The 16,890-nt window shown below is 62.1% G+C and carries 16 protein-coding genes; 8 read left to right on the forward strand and 8 right to left on the reverse strand.

Annotated elements, in window-relative coordinates:
• Nucleotides 1–141: 141 nt before the first annotated feature.
• From QAZ22_RS19575 to QAZ22_RS19585, 3 genes are all read left to right on the forward strand, one after another.
• Nucleotides 142–390: a ParB N-terminal domain-containing protein gene (locus tag QAZ22_RS19575; RefSeq protein WP_278202362.1), complete on the forward strand. Its 249-nt coding sequence runs from the start codon at nt 142–144 to the stop codon at nt 388–390.
• Nucleotides 391–519: 129 nt separating this feature from the next.
• Nucleotides 520–915: a GFA family protein gene (locus QAZ22_RS19580; protein WP_278207889.1), complete on the forward strand. Its 396-nt coding sequence runs from the start codon at nt 520–522 to the stop codon at nt 913–915.
• A 275-nt stretch (nt 916–1,190) separates the two neighbouring features.
• Nucleotides 1,191–1,403 carry a hypothetical protein gene (locus QAZ22_RS19585; protein WP_278202363.1) on the forward strand — a complete coding sequence of 71 codons (213 nt, stop codon included), beginning with the start codon at nt 1,191–1,193 and terminating at the stop codon, nt 1,401–1,403.
• A 9-nt stretch (nt 1,404–1,412) separates the two neighbouring features.
• Here QAZ22_RS19585 and QAZ22_RS19590 read toward each other — a convergent pair whose 3' ends face one another.
• A complete protein-coding gene (locus QAZ22_RS19590; RefSeq protein ID WP_278202364.1) occupies nt 1,413–2,324 on the reverse strand; it encodes a hypothetical protein in 912 nt (303 codons plus the stop codon).
• A 205-nt stretch (nt 2,325–2,529) separates the two neighbouring features.
• Here QAZ22_RS19590 and QAZ22_RS19595 point away from each other — a divergent pair, with 205 nt between their 5' ends.
• Both QAZ22_RS19595 and QAZ22_RS19600 read left to right on the forward strand, forming a co-directional pair.
• The gene (locus QAZ22_RS19595; protein ID WP_278202365.1) at nt 2,530–3,402 is read left to right on the forward strand and encodes an undecaprenyl-diphosphate phosphatase; all 873 of its coding nucleotides are present in this window, start codon (nt 2,530–2,532) and stop codon (nt 3,400–3,402) included.
• A gap of 55 nt (nt 3,403–3,457) precedes the next feature.
• Nucleotides 3,458–4,249, forward strand: a complete 792-nt coding sequence (locus QAZ22_RS19600) for a phosphodiester glycosidase family protein (protein ID WP_278202366.1) — start codon at nt 3,458–3,460, stop codon at nt 4,247–4,249.
• A gap of 79 nt (nt 4,250–4,328) precedes the next feature.
• Here the strand turns inward: QAZ22_RS19600 and QAZ22_RS19605 are convergent, their stop codons facing one another.
• Nucleotides 4,329–5,300, reverse strand: a complete 972-nt coding sequence (locus QAZ22_RS19605; protein WP_278202367.1) for a TIM44-like domain-containing protein — start codon at nt 5,298–5,300, stop codon at nt 4,329–4,331.
• A 312-nt stretch (nt 5,301–5,612) separates the two neighbouring features.
• Between QAZ22_RS19605 and QAZ22_RS19610 the strand changes: the two genes are divergently transcribed.
• Nucleotides 5,613–6,773, forward strand: coding sequence for a GH25 family lysozyme (locus QAZ22_RS19610; protein WP_278202368.1), 1,161 nt, complete (start codon nt 5,613–5,615; stop codon nt 6,771–6,773).
• A gap of 318 nt (nt 6,774–7,091) precedes the next feature.
• On the opposite strand, the gene QAZ22_RS19615 is transcribed toward QAZ22_RS19610, so the two are convergent.
• Nucleotides 7,092–7,544: a pyridoxamine 5'-phosphate oxidase family protein gene (locus tag QAZ22_RS19615; protein ID WP_278202369.1), complete on the reverse strand. Its 453-nt coding sequence runs from the start codon at nt 7,542–7,544 to the stop codon at nt 7,092–7,094.
• 346 nt (nt 7,545–7,890) lie between these two features.
• Between QAZ22_RS19615 and QAZ22_RS19620 the strand changes: the two genes are divergently transcribed.
• Nucleotides 7,891–8,361, forward strand: a complete 471-nt coding sequence (locus tag QAZ22_RS19620) for a YbhB/YbcL family Raf kinase inhibitor-like protein (RefSeq protein WP_278202370.1) — start codon at nt 7,891–7,893, stop codon at nt 8,359–8,361.
• Between the two features lie 307 nt (nt 8,362–8,668).
• Here QAZ22_RS19620 and QAZ22_RS32220 read toward each other — a convergent pair whose 3' ends face one another.
• From QAZ22_RS32220 to QAZ22_RS19645, 5 genes are all read right to left on the reverse strand, one after another.
• Nucleotides 8,669–8,899 (reverse strand): hypothetical protein, encoded by a 231-nt coding sequence (locus QAZ22_RS32220; protein ID WP_140533726.1) that lies wholly within the window; start codon nt 8,897–8,899, stop codon nt 8,669–8,671.
• A 416-nt stretch (nt 8,900–9,315) separates the two neighbouring features.
• A complete protein-coding gene (locus QAZ22_RS19630; RefSeq protein WP_278202372.1) occupies nt 9,316–9,687 on the reverse strand; it encodes a VOC family protein in 372 nt (123 codons plus the stop codon).
• 40 nt (nt 9,688–9,727) lie between these two features.
• Complete coding sequence (locus QAZ22_RS19635) at nt 9,728–9,934, reverse strand: type II toxin-antitoxin system HicB family antitoxin (RefSeq protein WP_278202373.1); 207 nt, start codon at nt 9,932–9,934, stop codon at nt 9,728–9,730.
• 79 nt (nt 9,935–10,013) lie between these two features.
• Nucleotides 10,014–10,610 carry a hypothetical protein gene (locus tag QAZ22_RS19640; RefSeq protein WP_278202375.1) on the reverse strand — a complete coding sequence of 199 codons (597 nt, stop codon included), beginning with the start codon at nt 10,608–10,610 and terminating at the stop codon, nt 10,014–10,016.
• Between the two features lie 67 nt (nt 10,611–10,677).
• Nucleotides 10,678–14,454 carry a vitamin B12-dependent ribonucleotide reductase gene (locus QAZ22_RS19645; RefSeq protein WP_278202378.1) on the reverse strand — a complete coding sequence of 1,259 codons (3,777 nt, stop codon included), beginning with the start codon at nt 14,452–14,454 and terminating at the stop codon, nt 10,678–10,680.
• 796 nt (nt 14,455–15,250) lie between these two features.
• Between QAZ22_RS19645 and QAZ22_RS19650 the strand changes: the two genes are divergently transcribed.
• Entirely contained in the window at nt 15,251–16,789 is a 1,539-nt protein-coding gene (locus QAZ22_RS19650; RefSeq protein WP_278202380.1) for an ABC transporter substrate-binding protein, read from the forward strand.
• Nucleotides 16,790–16,890 lie beyond the last annotated feature (101 nt).

The following is a 16,890-nucleotide window of genomic DNA, read 5'->3' on the forward strand; positions in this document are numbered from 1 at the left end:
AACCAACAGGCCGCCATTGAGACCATTGGCCGGGCAAGCGTCAAATGGAAACGATCGGGCCAGCAAACGTCTGCGCTTGGCGATATCCGGCAAACGAACTAATTTCATTCGCAGGCGATGTTTCCAACGCCGGGAGCCGACATGCTGCGCGTGCAAAGGGTCAAGGTCGACGACATCTACGTGCCGACGGCGCGTCGCAAGACGCTGCATCCCGAGACCGTGCGCCATCTCGCCGAGGACATCCTCGAAAACGGCATGAAGATGCCGATCCAGGTGCGCCACGACGGCAAGCGCCATGTTCTGGTCGAAGGGCTGCATCGGCTGGAAGCCGCCAAATGGCTCGGCGAAACCGAGATCGACGCCTATCTCGTCCAGGCCCGGCGCCACTAGTTCCATCCTATTTTGCTGCCGCGTCGCCCCCTGCATCACCGCAAGCGATCACGTCCCATCAACGCTTTTTGATTGACGCTGCGATGCTCGCCGCTACCGTGAGCTATTTCCACGAAGCGAGTGTCGATGATGACGAAATACCAGGGCGGATGCCTGTGCGGCGCGGTGCGCTATCGGGCCGAGGCCGAACCGATCAACGAGCGCGTCTGCCATTGCCGGCTCTGCCAGAAGGCGATCGGCGCGGCCTTCAACGCGCGGCTCCTGTTTCGCATCGACGACGTGACCGTCGAAGGGCCTCTGGCGACGGTCAATTCCTCGCCGGACCTCAAGCGCGGCTTCTGTTCTTCCTGCGGCACGACGCTGTTTTCGCGGCGCGATTCCAGAGGTATTCTCGGCGTTACCTCCGGTTCACTCGACGATCCGTCGGCGTTCAGGCCCGACATGCATTTCTGGACCGCTTCCATGCAACCCTGGGTGCGACTCGACGACGGCTTGCCGCAATATGAGGGTGCTCCGCCGGCGTAGAGCTTAACCTTCTCCCCTTGTGGGAGAAGGTGGCCGAGCGAAGCTCGGTCGGATGAGGGGTGTTCCAGGGAATGCCACCGTCTCACTCCACTGGAACACCCCTCATCCGTCTCGGCGCTGCGCGCCGATCTACCTTCTCCCACAAGGGGAGAAGGAAGAATGCCTGCACAAAAATTTCATCTTCGATTCACGAGATAGCCGGCAAAGCGTCATTGGCGAGCCATCATTGGCTGCTTATCTGACCGCCATGCGGGAAGGCATCGAGGAGGCGACGGATGAGCGAGAGCATCAATACCCTGGACGAGCTTTTGAACGACCCGATGATCCAACTCGTGATGGAGCGTGACCGCGTGCGCCCGGCCGAGATTCGCATGCTCCTGGAAAAGGCTCGCGACAAGACCGTAGACGATCCCCGCATCGATCAGCCGGTGCTGCCGCCGGCGCATGTCGTGGCCGGAAGCTGCTTGAAGCAATGGCTGTACCGCTAGTTCATCCCATCAGCTCGAATGCGCCGGCAAATAGCTGTAATGACTGCGGAAATAGGCAATTTTGAAACCGAGTCGCGCGTAGTTGCGGTAGGCCGGACCATCACGTTCGGGGCGCGGCGCCTCGATATCGGCGACGAACAGTTTCGCGCCGGCGGCGATCCCGTCGCGAACCAGCCTTTCGCCAAGCATGGCGTCGAGATCGAAGCTTGGCGCCATGATGCCGGGCACCGGCGCGTCGATGCCGCTCCAGGCGGCGCCGTCCGAGATGAACAGTGAGCGCACCGCGGCCACCGCACCATCACGTTTGAGCATGTAGTGACGCCAGCCCTTGCGGCCGACCAGCGCCATGAGCCAAGGCGAGGTGGGCAACCTGTACTTGCCATCGATGAAGGCAGCCCATTCCGGAGCCGTTTTGGGCGTGACCTCCTCGACCGACAGATCGTCGGCCGAAAACAGCGGTTCGGCCGCCAGCGGCGTCGCATCGCGAAAGATGCGTTCCCAGCCGCTCTGGTGCTGCAGCCCGCGAGCTTCCAGCCAACATCTCAATCGCGACGGCTCGGTATGCGGGCTTGTATAGAACCACGGCCGGAGAATGCCTGCAGCACGATAGTGCGCCAGCAGCGCGTCGAGCTGAGCCTCCGAGGCCGGGCCGTCGACGCCGATGTTCTTCACGCAGTTGAAATGGATGAACGGGATCGTCGTGCAGGTGGTCCAGACGAGGTCGCCGTCGCGAGCGATCGACAGGCCGTGCCGGGCGGCGAAATCCGCGGGTGCGGCACCGTAGAGGTCGAGCCAGGCATTGACCTCGGCGCGCTCGATGGCGCGGCTCATGTCACGTGACACCTCCTCGATCGCGATTTCGGGAACGTGCGTTTCCGGCGGCACGACCGGCTGCAGCTCCGAGAGGGCGGCGGTCGACATGGTGGTTCCTCCTCCGATTTACCTTACAGTGTAAGATTAGTGGATGATAATATGGGGATGCCCATTGTCAAGCGGGATTAGCGGCACCTTACAAATCCGTGAGTTGGATTCACGGGATCGTGAGGCTAAGGCTGTCCTCGAGGGGCTTTGCGAATGACGATTCACTTTTGCTCCGGCAGGACCGGGGCCTGGGGAAAGGACTGGGATGACCGACGTCTGCACTCAAGGGTTGGATACCGGCTTTGTCGGCCTGGGCTATGCCAAGGTGGCGTTTCTCGGCATTGTCCAAGGCATCACCGAATTGCTGCCGATCTCGTCGACGGCGCATATGCGCATCGTGCCGGCCGTGCTGGGCTGGCAGGATCCGGGTTCCGCCTTCTCGGCCGCCATGCAGCTTGCGGCCCTTGCCGCGGTGATCGGCTATTTCTGGAGCGATGTCAGGGAAGTCGCGGTGGGTTCGCTGTCGGCGCTTGCGCGGCGCGACTACGCCAACCGCTACTTTCGCCTGGCGATCGGCATCGTGCTTGCGACCGTTCCGATCGTCATCGTTGGCCTTGCGCTTTCCGGCGTGCTCAATGCCTGCAATTCGCCGCTGCGTGGGCTGGCCGTGATCGGCTGGTCCTGCATCGTCATGGCAGTGCTGCTTGCGCTCTCCGAAATCTATGCCAGCCACAGGCTTACACTCGACAAAGTCTCGGTGCTCGACGCCTTGCTTGTCGGCGTTGCCCAGGTGGGCGCGCTCATTCCCGGCGTCTCGCGCTCGGGTTCGACGCTGACGGCGGCGCTGGGTCTTGGCTATGCCCGGCCGGAGGCCGCGCGGCTCTCCTTCCTGCTCGGCCTGCCGGCGATCGCGCTTGCCGGCCTGAAGGAGCTTTGGGAACTGCACAAGATTCACCTCGGTGCATATGGTTGGTCGGTCCTGGCCGTCGGCCTCGTCGTCGCCTCGATCTCAGCCTTTTTCGCCATATGGGGCCTGATGCGCGTGCTCGAGCGCTTTTCCGCCTGGCCCTTCGTCGTCTATCGCGGCCTGCTGGGCGTCGTGCTCTTGATCAGCGTCGCTGCCGGCTGGCTGAGCTAGAGGCAGCCGCAAAATCGGCTATATCGACACCTGAACGTCCGCTTCGGGTGTCTTGATGGATCTTGCGACGCTGCTGCAATCGTTGCCCTTGCTGGCAACGCTGGTGAAATCGGCGCTGCCGGCCGCCTTCGGCGCGACTTTAGGCGCCGGGCAATGGCTGGCGGCGCTGCCGCCGTGCCGCAACCGGACCTTCGAGACCGCGACCTATCTCGTCTGCGAGACCGATCCGCGGCAATTTTCGATCGAGCTGTTCTGGAAGAACAAGGATGGCGACCTCTATCGCTCGCTGCACAATCTGCGCACGGCCGAGCAGGCCGCCGGGCGCACAATGCTCTTCGGCATCAATGCCGGCATGTATCATCCGGACCTCGCGCCGGTGGGGCTCTATGTCGAACAGGGCAGGCAGGTCACGCCCGCAAAAACCGGGGCCGGCACCGGCAATTTCTCCATGCAGCCGAACGGAATATTCTATCTCAGCGGCGGCAAGGCGGGCGTTCGCGCGACGAGGGACTATCTGAAGCGTCCGCCGCGTGTGGATTACGCGACCCAATCGGGGCCGATGCTGGTCATCGACGGCAGGCTGCATCCGAAATTCCAGGCCGGCAGCCCATCGCGAAAAATCCGCGACGGCGTCGGCGTGCGGGCCGACGGCGTCGCCGTCTTTGCCATCTCGAACGACGTCGTGACATTCCACGAATTCGCGCGCCTGTTCCGCGACGAGCTTGGCTGCCCGAACGCGCTGTTCCTCGACGGCTCGATATCGAGCCTCTATGCGCCGGCCATCGGCCGCAACGACGATTTCTGGAATCTCGGTCCGATGATCGGCGTGTTCAGGCGAGGTGTCTAGACACCAGCCATCGGCCAGCGGCGGAAAGCTGCATCAGGCAGGGCGCCGCGGCGCGGACAGCACCGCGGCGCCTTCACGTTCAGTTGGATGCGTCCTGGATTGCGGACAGCAGCCACGGGCCGCCAGCCTCGCGTGTAAAAGTCCACAATTCGGTCGCTTCGACCGGATTTTTCGGATCGCCCTTTTCGACGGCGCCGGTCTGGCGATTGCGCATGACATCGATGGCCTGCCAGTGCATTGCCGCCGTGGCGTAGTCGCGCGAGCCTTCTCGCCACGCCTCCGCAATATCGGCTTCCAGCAGCTCGAGATTGGTCACGTCGTTTTTGAGGCCATGGGTCGCGTTGTCCGCGAGCTCCTCCGAAAGATAGGAGACCATCTCGGGCGTCGTCAGCCTTCGCAATCCCTGGTGATCCTCGCGGCTGAACGCGGTCTGCACGTCGGCGAGGATACGTTCGAACGCGTCCCGGTCGGTATCCGTGATGCCGATTTCGTCAGCGCCGGATGCGCCGGCCGCACCCAAACCCGTGATGCGGGAAGGGTAGCTGGGTTGGGAACCTCCCCAGCCTTGCTGGCCGAAGGGAAAGCCGGAGCTTCTCATATTGGCCGGCGCGGCATTGTCGCGGCTGAAAAACCGCATCGCCAGCATGATCAGGCCGCCGATGAGCAGCAGCTGGAAGATGAAGCTGAAGCCGCCGCCGATGCCGCCGAAGCCATGGCCGAGCATCATGCCGAACAAGCCGTTGAAGAGCAGTCCGCCGACCAGCCCGCCGACGAAGCCGCCGCCAAACCCGTTCCAGAATCCCGGTCGCGCCTGGCCGGGAAACGACTGCGACGGCGGTATCGACTGGGTGGTGTTCGGCGTCATCGAGCGCGTTACAGGCGCGGTATAGGGCGCGGTCTTCGTCGGTGCCGGGGCCTGGAAAGTACGGCTGCCGCGGCTGCCGAAACTGCCGCCCATGCGCGCCTCGGCTGTGCCTATGGACACACTTCCGAGCGCCATCAGCAGGATCAGGAAGATCGACGCGACTTTGATCGTCCGTGATTTTGACATTGGTGACAGATCCTTGGGTGACAATCCTTGGGTCGGAGCGTTTCAAACGCATCTAGCGAGCCCCCTATATGGGTACGAATTGAGGCGGGGTTAGACCCCGTCTTTCAGACGTCAGTCGCTTTAGGGCCTGCAGCCGTCCAATCAGAGCCTTGCGGCTTCCGGCTTCATGGCGGCCTGGGCCGTCCGCGAATCGCCCGGCCGGACCAAAAGTAAATTTTGATTCAAACTTTGTTGGTAATTTCTCGTTAGGAATGGGGCTTCCGGCGGCGCTGTTCCTGCCCTCGGTCTGTTTTGTTTTGCGTACAGGTCAAGATGCGGATTCCTAGCGTCGTCAGTTTCGTGCTCGCAGCGCTTTGCCTTGCCGGCTGCTCGTCCACGTCGGGCGTCGACGCCTTGCAGGTGCCGTCCAGCGAGACGACAAGCTCCGTCGTGCGGCCGAGCGCGCCGGTGACGAAGGCCGTGAGGACGGTTGACACCGAGACAACAGTCGAGGCCGCGTCGATGTCGGGCGCCGCGCGTATCAAGCCGCCGGCGCCGCTGCTTGACCAGGACAATGCGCGTCCCGGCGACGAGAACTCGCGCCTTGACGACGAGAACTCGCGTCCCGGCGACGAGAATTCGCGCCCCTTCGGCCTCGCCGAGGAAGAGACGGTCGCGTTCCCCGCGCCGGACCTGCCGGACAGCGTCGAGCCGCCGGTCGAGGCCGCCGCGCTCGTCTCGCCGCCGAAGCGGCTGTCGCGCGCTGCACCAGCCATGCTGGCCAGCCCGGTCACCCGCTATGCGTTCCGCGATGCCAAGCCGATCAATTTCGGCCGGTCTTCGCCCCGGCACCTTGCGGTGCACGGCGTCGATGTCTCGCGCTGGCAGGGCGACATCAACTGGGGCAAGCTGCGCGCCCAGGGCGCCAACTTCGCCTATATCAAGGCAACCGACGGCGGCGATCATCTCGATCCGATGTTCATGAGGAACTGGCGCGGCGCCGACGCCGCTGGGCTGAAGCGCGGCGCCTACCATTTCTTCTACTGGTGCCGCACCGCCGGCGAGCAAGCCGACTGGTTCATCCGCAACGTGCCGAAGGTCGAGGGCGCGCTGCCGCCGGTGATCGACGTCGAGTGGAACGGCGACTCCTCCTGCAGGCGGCGGCCCTCCCGCGAAAAAGTGCTGGAGAAGATGCAGGTGTTCATGGACAAGCTGGAGCGCCATTACGGCCAGCGGCCCATCATCTACACCAGCCCCGACTTCTACCGCGACAATCTGCGCGGCGCCTTCCCGGACTATCCGTTCTGGCTGCGCGCGGTGGCCGCCCACCCGTCAAAGGTCTATCCGGGCCGCAAGTGGCTGTTCTGGCAGTATTCGGGCTCCGGCCTGTCGCATGGCGTGAGGGGGCGCGTCGACCTCAACGTCTTCCACGGCGACGAGCGGCAGTGGCGCGCCTGGCTGGGCGGCGGCCAGATGGTCGCCGACGCGGATTGAGCCGCTTTCGGATTGCCTCGCCTATTTCGGTGGCAGAGGTCGCGAATCCGTGATTGCCGCATAGGCCAGCACACCCATGAAGACTGCGAAATAGGCCAGAACGACGGCGACGACGATCAGGGTATCGGTGGGCATATCCATCTCCTCGAGAGAACGGCCGAGGAGACAGCGGGCCGTACGGCATTGCCTTGATCTGGATCATGCGATCCATCAATAGGCAGCTGCAGTGACCTGATTCCGGGCCGACGTCGGGGGCCAGGGACCCCATCACTAAACAAAAGTGCGGTTCGCGCCGCCCGCCTTGCCGCCGTACCGCGCTCAGCAGGTGACCAGATCCGTGTGGCCGAAACCCTTCGAGTAATCGAGCACGGAGATGACTGAAGGCATCACGCGAAAAATGCGGACCTGCTCCGGCGTCGGCATCGGGCCTGGTAGCGAGGCCTGCGGCGGATATTTCATCGGCAGCATCCGCAGAACCTTCTCGGCCTCGGTCCTGTCGGTGACCGGTTGCGCGCGCGCCGCCATCGAAAGTCCGGTAATCTCCATCACCTGAGGCGCGTCGTGGTCGATGGTCAGCGACACACGATCGTCCCGCGCGATGTTCGCTGCCTTCTGGCTGTCCAGGCCGCAGAGGAAGTAGAGGGTGAGGCCGTCGTTGACGTAGCCGACGGTCGTCGCCTGCGGCCAACCGTCGGGTCTCAAGGTCGCAATCGTCATGACCCGATGCTGATCCAACAGCGTCTCGATCTTGTTCTTGATCTCCTTGTCCATCCTTGCCTCCGAAGTCTTTGCTTACGGTGGCCATGGTAAGGATCATGGATAGGGTGGCTTTGACGTACGTCAACGCATGGGCTGCAACGCGCCTGGTCGCGATGTCCGACCGGACGAACACACTTGCATGCGCGCCGCAACTCGCTGGCGCTACGGAACGATCCGGCCAGGCATTCGTTGGAATCGACCAGGGATATCGTGCGGCGAAAGCGAGCGCTCTGCGAACAATCAGGCGAATGACCAAACCGCACCTGTCGTCCATCCGGAAGGAAGAGAACCTGGTTGCTGCCGAAGCCAGTGGGTCGTTGCGGGCCGCCTTGCGGCATCAAAAGCGGAAGGGACCAACATGCCACTGACACTGACCAGTCCTGCGTTCGCCGACGGCGATCCCATCCCCGAATGTTTTACCCGCGATGGCGAAAATGTTTCTCCGCCTCTGAAATGGTCGGGGATCCCTGACGGGACCAGGAGCCTCGTTCTCGTCGTGGACTACCCCGATGCACCACGCGGGACGTTCGGTCACTGGGCGGTGTTCAACATTTCGCCCGACGTCGAGCAACTTGCCGAAGGCGAGGACGGAAAGCCGGGAACCGAAGCACTCCAGCAAGGGAAGAACGACTTCGGCAACGCCTCCTACGATGGCCCGGACCCGCCGGTAGGGCACGGAGTTCACCACTACCATTTCCGGCTGGCGGCTCTCGATGTGCCGAGCCTCGGCATTCCCGGCCAGACCGGCATCAAGGAAATCTGGAAGGAGGCTAGGCGCCATGCGATCGAGGCGGCGGAACTCGTGGGCACATACGAACATGCCGCCTGAGTGGCGAAGGCTTTTTCCCGTCAGGCAGTGCCGGCCGCGTCACTCGGGAGCCCGCAAATGAACAATCCAGACCCGAACAATCCCGAACCGATGCCGGGCGATCCCGGGCCGGAGCCTTCCCGCCCTCCAGTTCCACCGGAAAAGCCGCCCGGAGAACCACCAGGCGTTCCTCCGCCTTCACCCGATCCTATCCCGGGACCGGGGAGGGGACCCCCTGATATTCCGCCGGACGCGCCACCTGAGATCCCGCCGGAGGAGCCGACATTTCCCAAGCCGACGGCAGAAGAATTCCGCCGACGTGTCCAAATCAGATCGCCGGAACCCATTTCCAGAACACGCCTTCCATCCTCTCGGGATAGTATTTGAATTCACATTCGAACCGTCGTCCGTAGCTGGCGGCGGCAGCAAGCGCTGCCTCGCTGACGGGGCGCATGCCCGTTCCCGGCGCGAACCAATCCTCCAGCAGATCGTCCGGCACATAGGCGCCGATCCTCAGCGGCAGTTGTTGCAGGACAACGTCCATTTCCTTCGGCGGCACCGCGTTCATTCGCTTCCTCGCGTGTGCGGTGAATTTGAAGTTCCTGCGATTCAAGAATTCCGAAATCACACCAGGAACTGCGGGCTCGGCCTGGAGTTCCATGAGAACCTCTTCTTCCCTTCTCCCCTTGCGGGAGAAGGTGGCCGCGAAGCGGCCGGATGAGGGGTGTTCCAGCTTGGCGATATGCTCGAAATCGCCGCATCGCAGCGCGCCTTCGTCATCCACGGGCGGAGCAAGGAGCGAAGCGACGCGCGCAGACCCGAGGATCCTGCCGTGACCCTTATCGTAGGGCGCAACGGCGCAGAATTCTGAGCCGTTGCAACGCGTTGATGTAACGGCATGGATTCCAGGGTCTGCGCGCGTCGCTTCGCTCCTTGCTCCGCCCTGGAATGACGAAGCTGCGGGGCGTTCGCAAACTACGCCTCGTTGATCATCGCCTCGATATTGTACCCATCGGGATCGAGCACGAAGCAGGCGTAGTAGTGCTCCGCATAGTCCGGACGCGGCCCGGGCGCGCCGTTGTCCGCCGCGCCGGTCTCGAGCGCCGTCCGATAAAACGCATCGACCTCCGCCTTGCTCTTCACCCGGAAGGCGACATGCAGGTGGGTGAGCGGCGGTTTCTCGCCGGTGCACTGGATCTCGAACAGGCAGCCATTGCCGACATCGAAGGCCCAGAACACGCCTTCCTTGCCGAAGGAGAGGCGATAGCCCAGAGGCAAAAAAGCCTTTTCGTAGAATAGCTTGCTCTTGGCGAGGTCGCTGACTTCGATGGTGATGTGATCAATCATGGCAAAAGCGCGCTACCGGCCCACAGCGCTTGTCAGTCGGCTATGCCTCAACGTACTCAGATAGGCTGACTGCCTTGGGCACTTCCAGCCCATCGGCGCGCAGACCCTCTATGTGGAAACGAATTGCATCGCGGATTTCGTTCTCCACCTCAGGCACTGTTGCGCCTGTCGCGATGCAGCCAGGCAAATCCGGCACATAGGCAGAAAAATTGTTTTCCGCTTTCTCAATTACTACGGCATAGCGCATGCCATCACTCCTTTAAGCCGGACTGCTTGAGGATACTGTTCAATCTAGCTACATCCACCGAAATGGCCATCTCGTGATGCTAAGTCTGGCTCGATTTTGCTATATTATCCAAAGACTTGGCTATCTTTTCAAGTTGCTCTGGTAATCTCTTTGCGCCTGAGGTGTAGAAATATGCCCTTAGATCTATAACAAAGCTCTCAATATATTTACGTGATCCATAGTTGTAAGAGGCTTGAATTGTGAATTTATCGGGCGTTATGACCTTGCCATCAATGGTCTTTCCTACTTCAGGACCTGTGCAAAGATCAATCCAAAAACCGTCCCCAGGGGCAAGCGTTGATAGCGTATTTTTGAAAATATACATATCAGCAATATTTTTTGATTCCCCTCTCATTTCGCCAAATCGATAGAAATCCTTATCGATCGAAAGTCTCAAGTTCTCTGCTGGTGAGGCGCCTCGGTTCCAAATGCGAGCGACAAAAATGGTGTGGTGCTGAATTTCGATGTTGAACGAAATAACTGGCCGGGTTTGAACCTCGATCTGTTTTTGAACCTCTGCAACCATACGCCTGTTAGAATGTGCTATGCTATATGTAAGCCATGCGTATATCGCGGTTATAATCACCAAAATTCCAGTTAAAAAATCTGTGGCTGTTAGTCCAAAGAAGGTAGCCATGGGCTCCTCCAAAAAATAGCCCGCACTTAGCAGTGCGGGCCATATGTTTCATTCTCGATATGCCTTCTCAGCTGCACCCGCTCGTCGAACCACAAGTATCGCACTTCTCGCAGGTGCCGTTCCGCACCATGGTGAAGTTGTGGCATTCCGAGCATTCGTTGCCGGTGTAGCCTTGGAGCAGCGACTGCTGACGCCTTGTCGCGGCGAGCTTCTTCGCCTCGGCGGCCTCGTTGGCGGCAGCGTCGGTGAAGAGCGCCTCGGCGCTGCCGGCGGCCTCGGCTTCCTCTTCCACCATCTCCTCGGCCAGTTCCCTGGCGCGCTCCTCATAGTCGCGCTTGTAGGCCAAGGCCTCGTCGCTCGCCGGCTTCAGCGCCAGTACGTTGGAACCGGCGAAGGCGGCGCGGGCAGGAGTGGTAGCGGAGGAGGGATTTGAACCCCCGCCAAAGCCCTTGGGATCGCTGCCGATGCCCGAGACCAGCTTCACCGGCGAGGCGCCGCGATAGAGGCCCTTGGAGAAGGGCGTCGCCTTGCCTTCGGTGATGCCGCGGCCGAGCGCGGTCTTGTCGAAGTCCGACTGGTCGACATGGGCGAGGTCGTGCCGGCCGAGATAAGAGACGGCAAGCTCGCGGAACACGTAGTCGAGGATCGACGTCGCGTTCTTGATCGCGTCGTTGCCCTGCACCATGCCGGCCGGCTCGAACTTGGTGAAGGTGAAGGCCTCGACATACTCGTCGAGCGGCACGCCATATTGCAGGCCGAGCGAGATCGCGATGGCGAAGTTGTTCATCATCGCGCGGAAGGCCGCACCTTCCTTGTGCATGTCGATGAAGATCTCGCCCAAGCGGCCGTCGTCGAATTCGCCGGTGCGCAAGTACACCTTGTGGCCGCCGACGACGGCCTTCTGCGTGTAGCCCTTGCGGCGGTTCGGCAGCTTCTCGCGGTCGCGGTACAGCCGCTCCACCACGCGCTCGACGATCTTTTCCGTCACCTGCACGGCGCGCTGGGCGGCGGGTGCGGCAATCAGCTGCTCGACGACCTCGTCCTCATCCTCGTCGTCATCGGCGAGCAGCGAGGCATTGAGCGGCTGCGACAGCTTCGAGCCGTCGCGATAGAGCGCGTTGGCCTTCAGCGCCAGCTTCCAGGACAGCATGTAGGCGTTCTTGGCATCCTCGACCGTCGCCTCGTTCGGCATGTTGATGGTCTTGGAGATGGCGCCCGAGATGAAAGGCTGCGCCGCGGCCATCATCAGGATGTGGCTCTGGATCGACAGCGAACGCTTGCCGATCTTGCCGCAGGGGCTGGCGCAGTCGAACACCGAAAGATGTTCGGCCTTCAGGAAGGGCGCGCCTTCCAGCGTCATCGCACCGCAGACATGGATGTTGGCGGCGTCGATATCCTTCCTGGTGAAGCCGAGAGCCGGCAGCATCTCGAAGGAGACGTCTGAGAGCTGCTCGTCGGTGAAGCCGAGCGTCTCCTTCACCCAGTCGGCGCCCAGCGTCCACTGGTTGAACACGAACTTGATGTCGAAGGCCGACTTCAGCGCAGCGTTGAGCGCCGCGATCTTCTCGTCGGTGAAGCCCTTGGCCTTGAGCGTGGAGGGGTTGATGCCAGGCGCCTGGTTGAGGTTGCCGTGGCCGACCGCATAGGCCTCGATCTCGGCGATCTGGCTTTCGGAATAGCCGAGCGTCCTCAGCGCTTCCGGCACGGCGCGGTTGATGATCTTGAAGTAGCCGCCGCCGGCGAGCTTCTTGAACTTCACCAGGGCGAAGTCGGGCTCGATGCCGGTGGTGTCGCAATCCATGACCAGGCCGATCGTGCCGGTCGGCGCGATCACGGTCGCCTGCGCGTTGCGGTAGCCATGCTCCTCGCCGAGCTCGATGGCGCGGTCCCAGGCGGCGCGGGCATGCTCGGCCAGCGCCTGCTGCTTCAGGTCAGCAGCGACCAGCGGCACCGGGTTGACGGCGAGCTTCTCGTAGCCGTCCTTGTCGCCATAGGCGGCGCGGCGGTGGTTGCGCATGACGCGCAGCATGTTTTGCGCGTTGCGGTCATAGTCCGGGAAGGCGCCGAGCTCGGAGGCCATCTCGGCCGAGGTCGAATAGGCGACGCCGGTCATGATCGCGGTGAGCGCGGCGCAGATGGCGCGGCCCTCGTCGGAGTCGTAGGGAATGCCCGAAGTCATCAGCAGGCCGCCGATATTGGCGTAGCCGAGGCCGAGCGTGCGGTAGTCGTAGGAAAGCTTGGCGATCTCCTTCGACGGGAACTGCGCCATCATCACCGAGATTTCGAGCACGACGGTCCACAGGCGAACGGTGTGCTCGTAAGCGGCGATGTCGATCGTGCCGTCTTCCTTGCGGTAGGGCAGCAAGTTGATCGAGGCGAGGTTGCAGGCCGTGTCGTCGAGGAACATGTATTCCGAGCACGGGTTGGAGGCCCGGATCGCACCGGCAGAAGCGCAGGTGTGCCAGTCGTTCATCGTCGTGTTGAAGTGCAGGCCGGGGTCGGCCGACGCCCAGGCGGCATAGCCGATCTTTTCCCAGAGATCCCTGGCCTTCAGCGTCTTCAGCACCTTGCCGTCCTTGCGGGCGGTGAGCTGCCAGTCGCCATCGGCCTCCACGGCGCGCAGGAAATTGTCCTTCAGCGACACCGAATTGTTGGAGTTCTGGCCGGAGACGGTGAGATAGGCGTCCGAATCCCAATCGGTGTCGTAGGTCTTGAACGACATCGAGGTGTAGCCCTGGCGGGCGAACTGGATGACGCGGTAGATATAGTTCTCCGGCACGGCGTCCTTCTTGGCGGCCTTGATCTCGCGCTTCAGCGCGGTGTTCAGCGCCGGGTCGAAGCAGTCGTCGCCATTGCCTTCGCAATTGACGCAGGCCTTCATGATCGCTTCGAGATGCTTCTTGACGATTTTGGAGCCGGTGACCAGCGAGGCGACCTTCTGCTCTTCATTGACCTTCCAGTCGATGAATTCCTCGATGTCGGGATGGTCGGCGTCGACGATCACCATCTTGGCGGCGCGGCGCGTCGTGCCGCCCGACTTGATGGCGCCGGCGGCGCGGTCGCCGATCTTGAGGAAGCTCATCAGGCCGGACGAGCGGCCGCCGCCGGAGAGCTTCTCGCCTTCGCCGCGCAGCATGGAGAAATTCGAGCCGGTGCCGGAGCCGTATTTGAACAGGCGCGCCTCACGCACCCACAGGTCCATGATGCCGCCCTCGTTGACGAGGTCGTCCTGCACGCTCTGGATGAAGCAGGCATGAGGCTGCGGATGCTCGTAGGCGGACTTCGACTTGGTCAGCTTGCCGGTGAAGGGATCGACATAGAAGTGGCCCTGGCTCGGGCCGTCGATGCCGTAGGCCCAGTGCAGGCCGGTGTTGAACCATTGCGGCGAGTTCGGCGCCACGCGCTGGGTGGCCAGCATATAGGCGAGCTCGTCGCGGAAGGCGCGCGCATCTTCCTCCGATTTGAAGTAGCCGCCCTTCCAGCCCCAATAGGTCCAGGTGCCGGACAGCCGGTCGAAGACCTGGCGGGCGTCGGTTTCCGAACCATAACGCTCGGCTTCGGGGAGCTTGGCAAGTTCGGCCTCGTCGGCAACCGAGCGCCACAGGAAGGAGGGGACATCATTCTCCTCGACCTTCTTCAGGCGCGCCGGCACGCCGGCCTTGCGGAAATACTTTTGCGCCAGGATGTCGGCCGCGACCTGGCTGAACTGCGCCGGCACGTCGATGTTGTCGAGGCGGAACACCACCGAGCCGTCGGGATTCTTGATCTCCGACAGGGCCTTGCGGAATTCGATCTCCGCATAGGCAGACTTTTCTGGCTTGGTGAAGCGACGCTCGATGCGCATTGGTCCGGTCCCTTTTGTCTATATATAGCGCTTTTCCCCAGGGATTTCTGCCCCACAGAGTGAAAAGCGCGCTCCGCCGTTTGCCGGCATTGCGAGCAGCGCCGGCACTCTCCTCGTCGCGGGTGCCGGCATGCAGACGACAGCACGTCTTCCCAGGCATTTGCCCAGGCTGCAGACCGACCCGCGGGTCCCTAAACTGAAACTTTGGTCGATTCCCTCGCTCGAGGGAGGTTCACACTATCTAGGGTCGAGCCTGCCTGCAAACACTAAATATAGTGTTAACAGATCATTTTTTCCAGGCCGACAATTCTCCCTTTTGCCACCCAAGCCCCAACATTCCCAACGCTTCCGCCGGCCTCGTGAACGGCGGAAATGTGGGCAAAACGCACAAAATCCGGGAAAAAAGACCGGCCTCTGAACTCTCCGGTCACGCCCGCAAACAGGAGCGCATGGCCTATAAAAAGCGACTCGTTCTGACCCGTCAAGGATTCGTTTTTGTAGCTTTTGTGACCCCCAATATCTTGTGTGTCGCATATGTGGATAACGGGGACAGAAAACCGGCGCAGTGAGACTCGCTCCGGACGCGTTCAAAGCCGGCTACTTGCCGCGATCGTCGCGCGCTCCCGCAACCAGTCGAACGCGCCAGCGCATTTCTATCCACCCAAGACCCGCCGGCGCCTCGGCGCGATCCATTTCGGCTGCCGAAAGACCTTGACGGCCGGATACCGCAATGCACTTATTAGTCCGTAACTAAGATATAAATTCCACAAATATGGAATAATGGAAGGGAACCAAGATGAAGCGCTTCGTGAAAATCGCTGCTTCGCTCGCCGCGCTTGTGCTCTCGGCAACGGGCACTGCCTGGGCCGAGCCCGCCAAAGGCGGCGTTATCGATGTAGCCACGATCGGCGAGCCGCCGACACTCGACCCAATGGCGTCCACGGCCGATCTCGTCGGCATCGTCACCCAGCACATTTATGAGACGCTTTACACTTTCGACAAGGATTGGGGCATCACCCCGCTTCTCGCAGCCGACATGCCGCAGATTTCACCCGACGGCCTCGTCTACACGATCAAGCTGAGGACAGGCGTGAAGTTCCACGACGGCAGCGACATGAATTCCACCGACGTCGTCGCGTCGCTGCAGCGCTGGATGAAGGTCGCCACCCGCGGCAAGCAGGCCGCCGAGGTGATCGCCTCGGTCGACAAGGTCGACGACAACACGGTCAAGATCACGCTCAAGAAACCCTTCGCTCCGTTGTTGGCGCTGCTGTCGCTGAACAACGCCGCCGCCATCATCATCCCTTCCGAGAATGCTGGACAGGATCCGCTGACCAGCTTTGTCGGCACCGGGCCCTATATGCTGAAGGACCGCAAGCCCGACCAGTTCATCCAGCTTGCCCGCTTCGACGGCTACAAATCGCGCGACGGCGAGCCGAACGGCTATGGCGGCGCCAGAAAGCAGTATCTCGACGAGATCCGCTTCGTGCCGGTTCCCGATGCAAACACCCGCGTGGAAGGAGCGGTCGCCGGCCAGTTCGCCTATGTCGATTCGCTTCCGGTCGAATCCTTCGACAAGATCTCCGGCGGCAAGACCGCGCCCGTCATCCTGAAACCGTTCGGTTGGCCGGTTTTCGTCCTCAACACCAAGCAGGGACTGAACAGCGACATCCGCGTCCGCAAGGCGATCCAGGCAGCACTTGCGCCCAACGACATGCTGCTCGCGGCCTTCGGTTCCAAGGATTTCTTCGCCGCCGACGGCGCGCTCTATCCTGAAGGCTATGCCTGGCACACCGATGCCGGCGCCGAAGCCTACAAGCCCGACGGCGATACGGAAGCCGCCGCTGCCCTGCTCAAGGAAGCCGGCTATGACGGCAAGCCGCTGCGCATCCTCACCAGCCGCCAGTACGAGTTCCATTACAAGATGGCGCAGGTCGCCGCAGAATATCTCAAGGCCGCCGGCTTCCAGGTCCAGCTCGACGTCGTCGAGTGGGCGACGCTGACCAAGAACCGCACCGATCCGGCACTCTGGGACATCTACATCACCCACAGCCCGTTCCTGCCCGAGCCGTCGCTGACCGGCATCATGTCGGACTCTTCGCCCGGATGGTGGGTTTCCGACCGCAAGCACAAGGTGCTCGGCGCCTTCAATGCCGAGCCCGATCCGACCAAGCGCGTCGCGCTGTTCGCGGATGTCCAGAAGGCGGTCCTCGACGAGGTCCCGGCGGTCAAGATCGGCGACTTCAACGCCTTGGCCGCCCAGGCGCCGACGCTCAAAGGCGTGACGCCCGCGCCATGGCCTTATTTCTGGAACGCCTATCTGGAAGGCAAATGAGTTCCTCCCGCCTGTCCCGTGCGCAACCGGGGCAGGCAAAACGGGCGCCGGCCAGTCAAGGCCGGCGCCTGAGAACGCTTCGATGAACCACCGAAGAGAAC

Origin of the sequence: Mesorhizobium sp. WSM4906 (assembly GCF_029674625.1) — a bacterium.
Lineage (GTDB): Bacteria > Pseudomonadota > Alphaproteobacteria > Rhizobiales > Rhizobiaceae > Mesorhizobium.

Coding starts and splice junctions, on each gene's coding strand:
- QAZ22_RS19595 (WP_278202365.1), top strand. CDS start 2,530: ATGACCGACGTCTGCACTCAAGGGTTGGATACCGGCTTTGTCGGCCTG.
- QAZ22_RS19645 (WP_278202378.1), bottom strand. CDS start 14,454: ATGCGCATCGAGCGTCGCTTCACCAAGCCAGAAAAGTCTGCCTATGCG.
- QAZ22_RS19605 (WP_278202367.1), bottom strand. CDS start 5,300: ATGTCAAAATCACGGACGATCAAAGTCGCGTCGATCTTCCTGATCCTG.
- QAZ22_RS19630 (WP_278202372.1), bottom strand. CDS start 9,687: ATGATTGATCACATCACCATCGAAGTCAGCGACCTCGCCAAGAGCAAG.
- QAZ22_RS19635 (WP_278202373.1), bottom strand. CDS start 9,934: ATGCGCTATGCCGTAGTAATTGAGAAAGCGGAAAACAATTTTTCTGCC.
- QAZ22_RS19585 (WP_278202363.1), top strand. CDS start 1,191: ATGAGCGAGAGCATCAATACCCTGGACGAGCTTTTGAACGACCCGATG.
- QAZ22_RS19650 (WP_278202380.1), top strand. CDS start 15,251: ATGAAGCGCTTCGTGAAAATCGCTGCTTCGCTCGCCGCGCTTGTGCTC.
- QAZ22_RS19600 (WP_278202366.1), top strand. CDS start 3,458: ATGGATCTTGCGACGCTGCTGCAATCGTTGCCCTTGCTGGCAACGCTG.
- QAZ22_RS19610 (WP_278202368.1), top strand. CDS start 5,613: ATGCGGATTCCTAGCGTCGTCAGTTTCGTGCTCGCAGCGCTTTGCCTT.
- QAZ22_RS19620 (WP_278202370.1), top strand. CDS start 7,891: ATGCCACTGACACTGACCAGTCCTGCGTTCGCCGACGGCGATCCCATC.
- QAZ22_RS19580 (WP_278207889.1), top strand. CDS start 520: ATGACGAAATACCAGGGCGGATGCCTGTGCGGCGCGGTGCGCTATCGG.
- QAZ22_RS19590 (WP_278202364.1), bottom strand. CDS start 2,324: ATGTCGACCGCCGCCCTCTCGGAGCTGCAGCCGGTCGTGCCGCCGGAA.
- QAZ22_RS19640 (WP_278202375.1), bottom strand. CDS start 10,610: ATGGCTACCTTCTTTGGACTAACAGCCACAGATTTTTTAACTGGAATT.
- QAZ22_RS19575 (WP_278202362.1), top strand. CDS start 142: ATGCTGCGCGTGCAAAGGGTCAAGGTCGACGACATCTACGTGCCGACG.
- QAZ22_RS19615 (WP_278202369.1), bottom strand. CDS start 7,544: ATGGACAAGGAGATCAAGAACAAGATCGAGACGCTGTTGGATCAGCAT.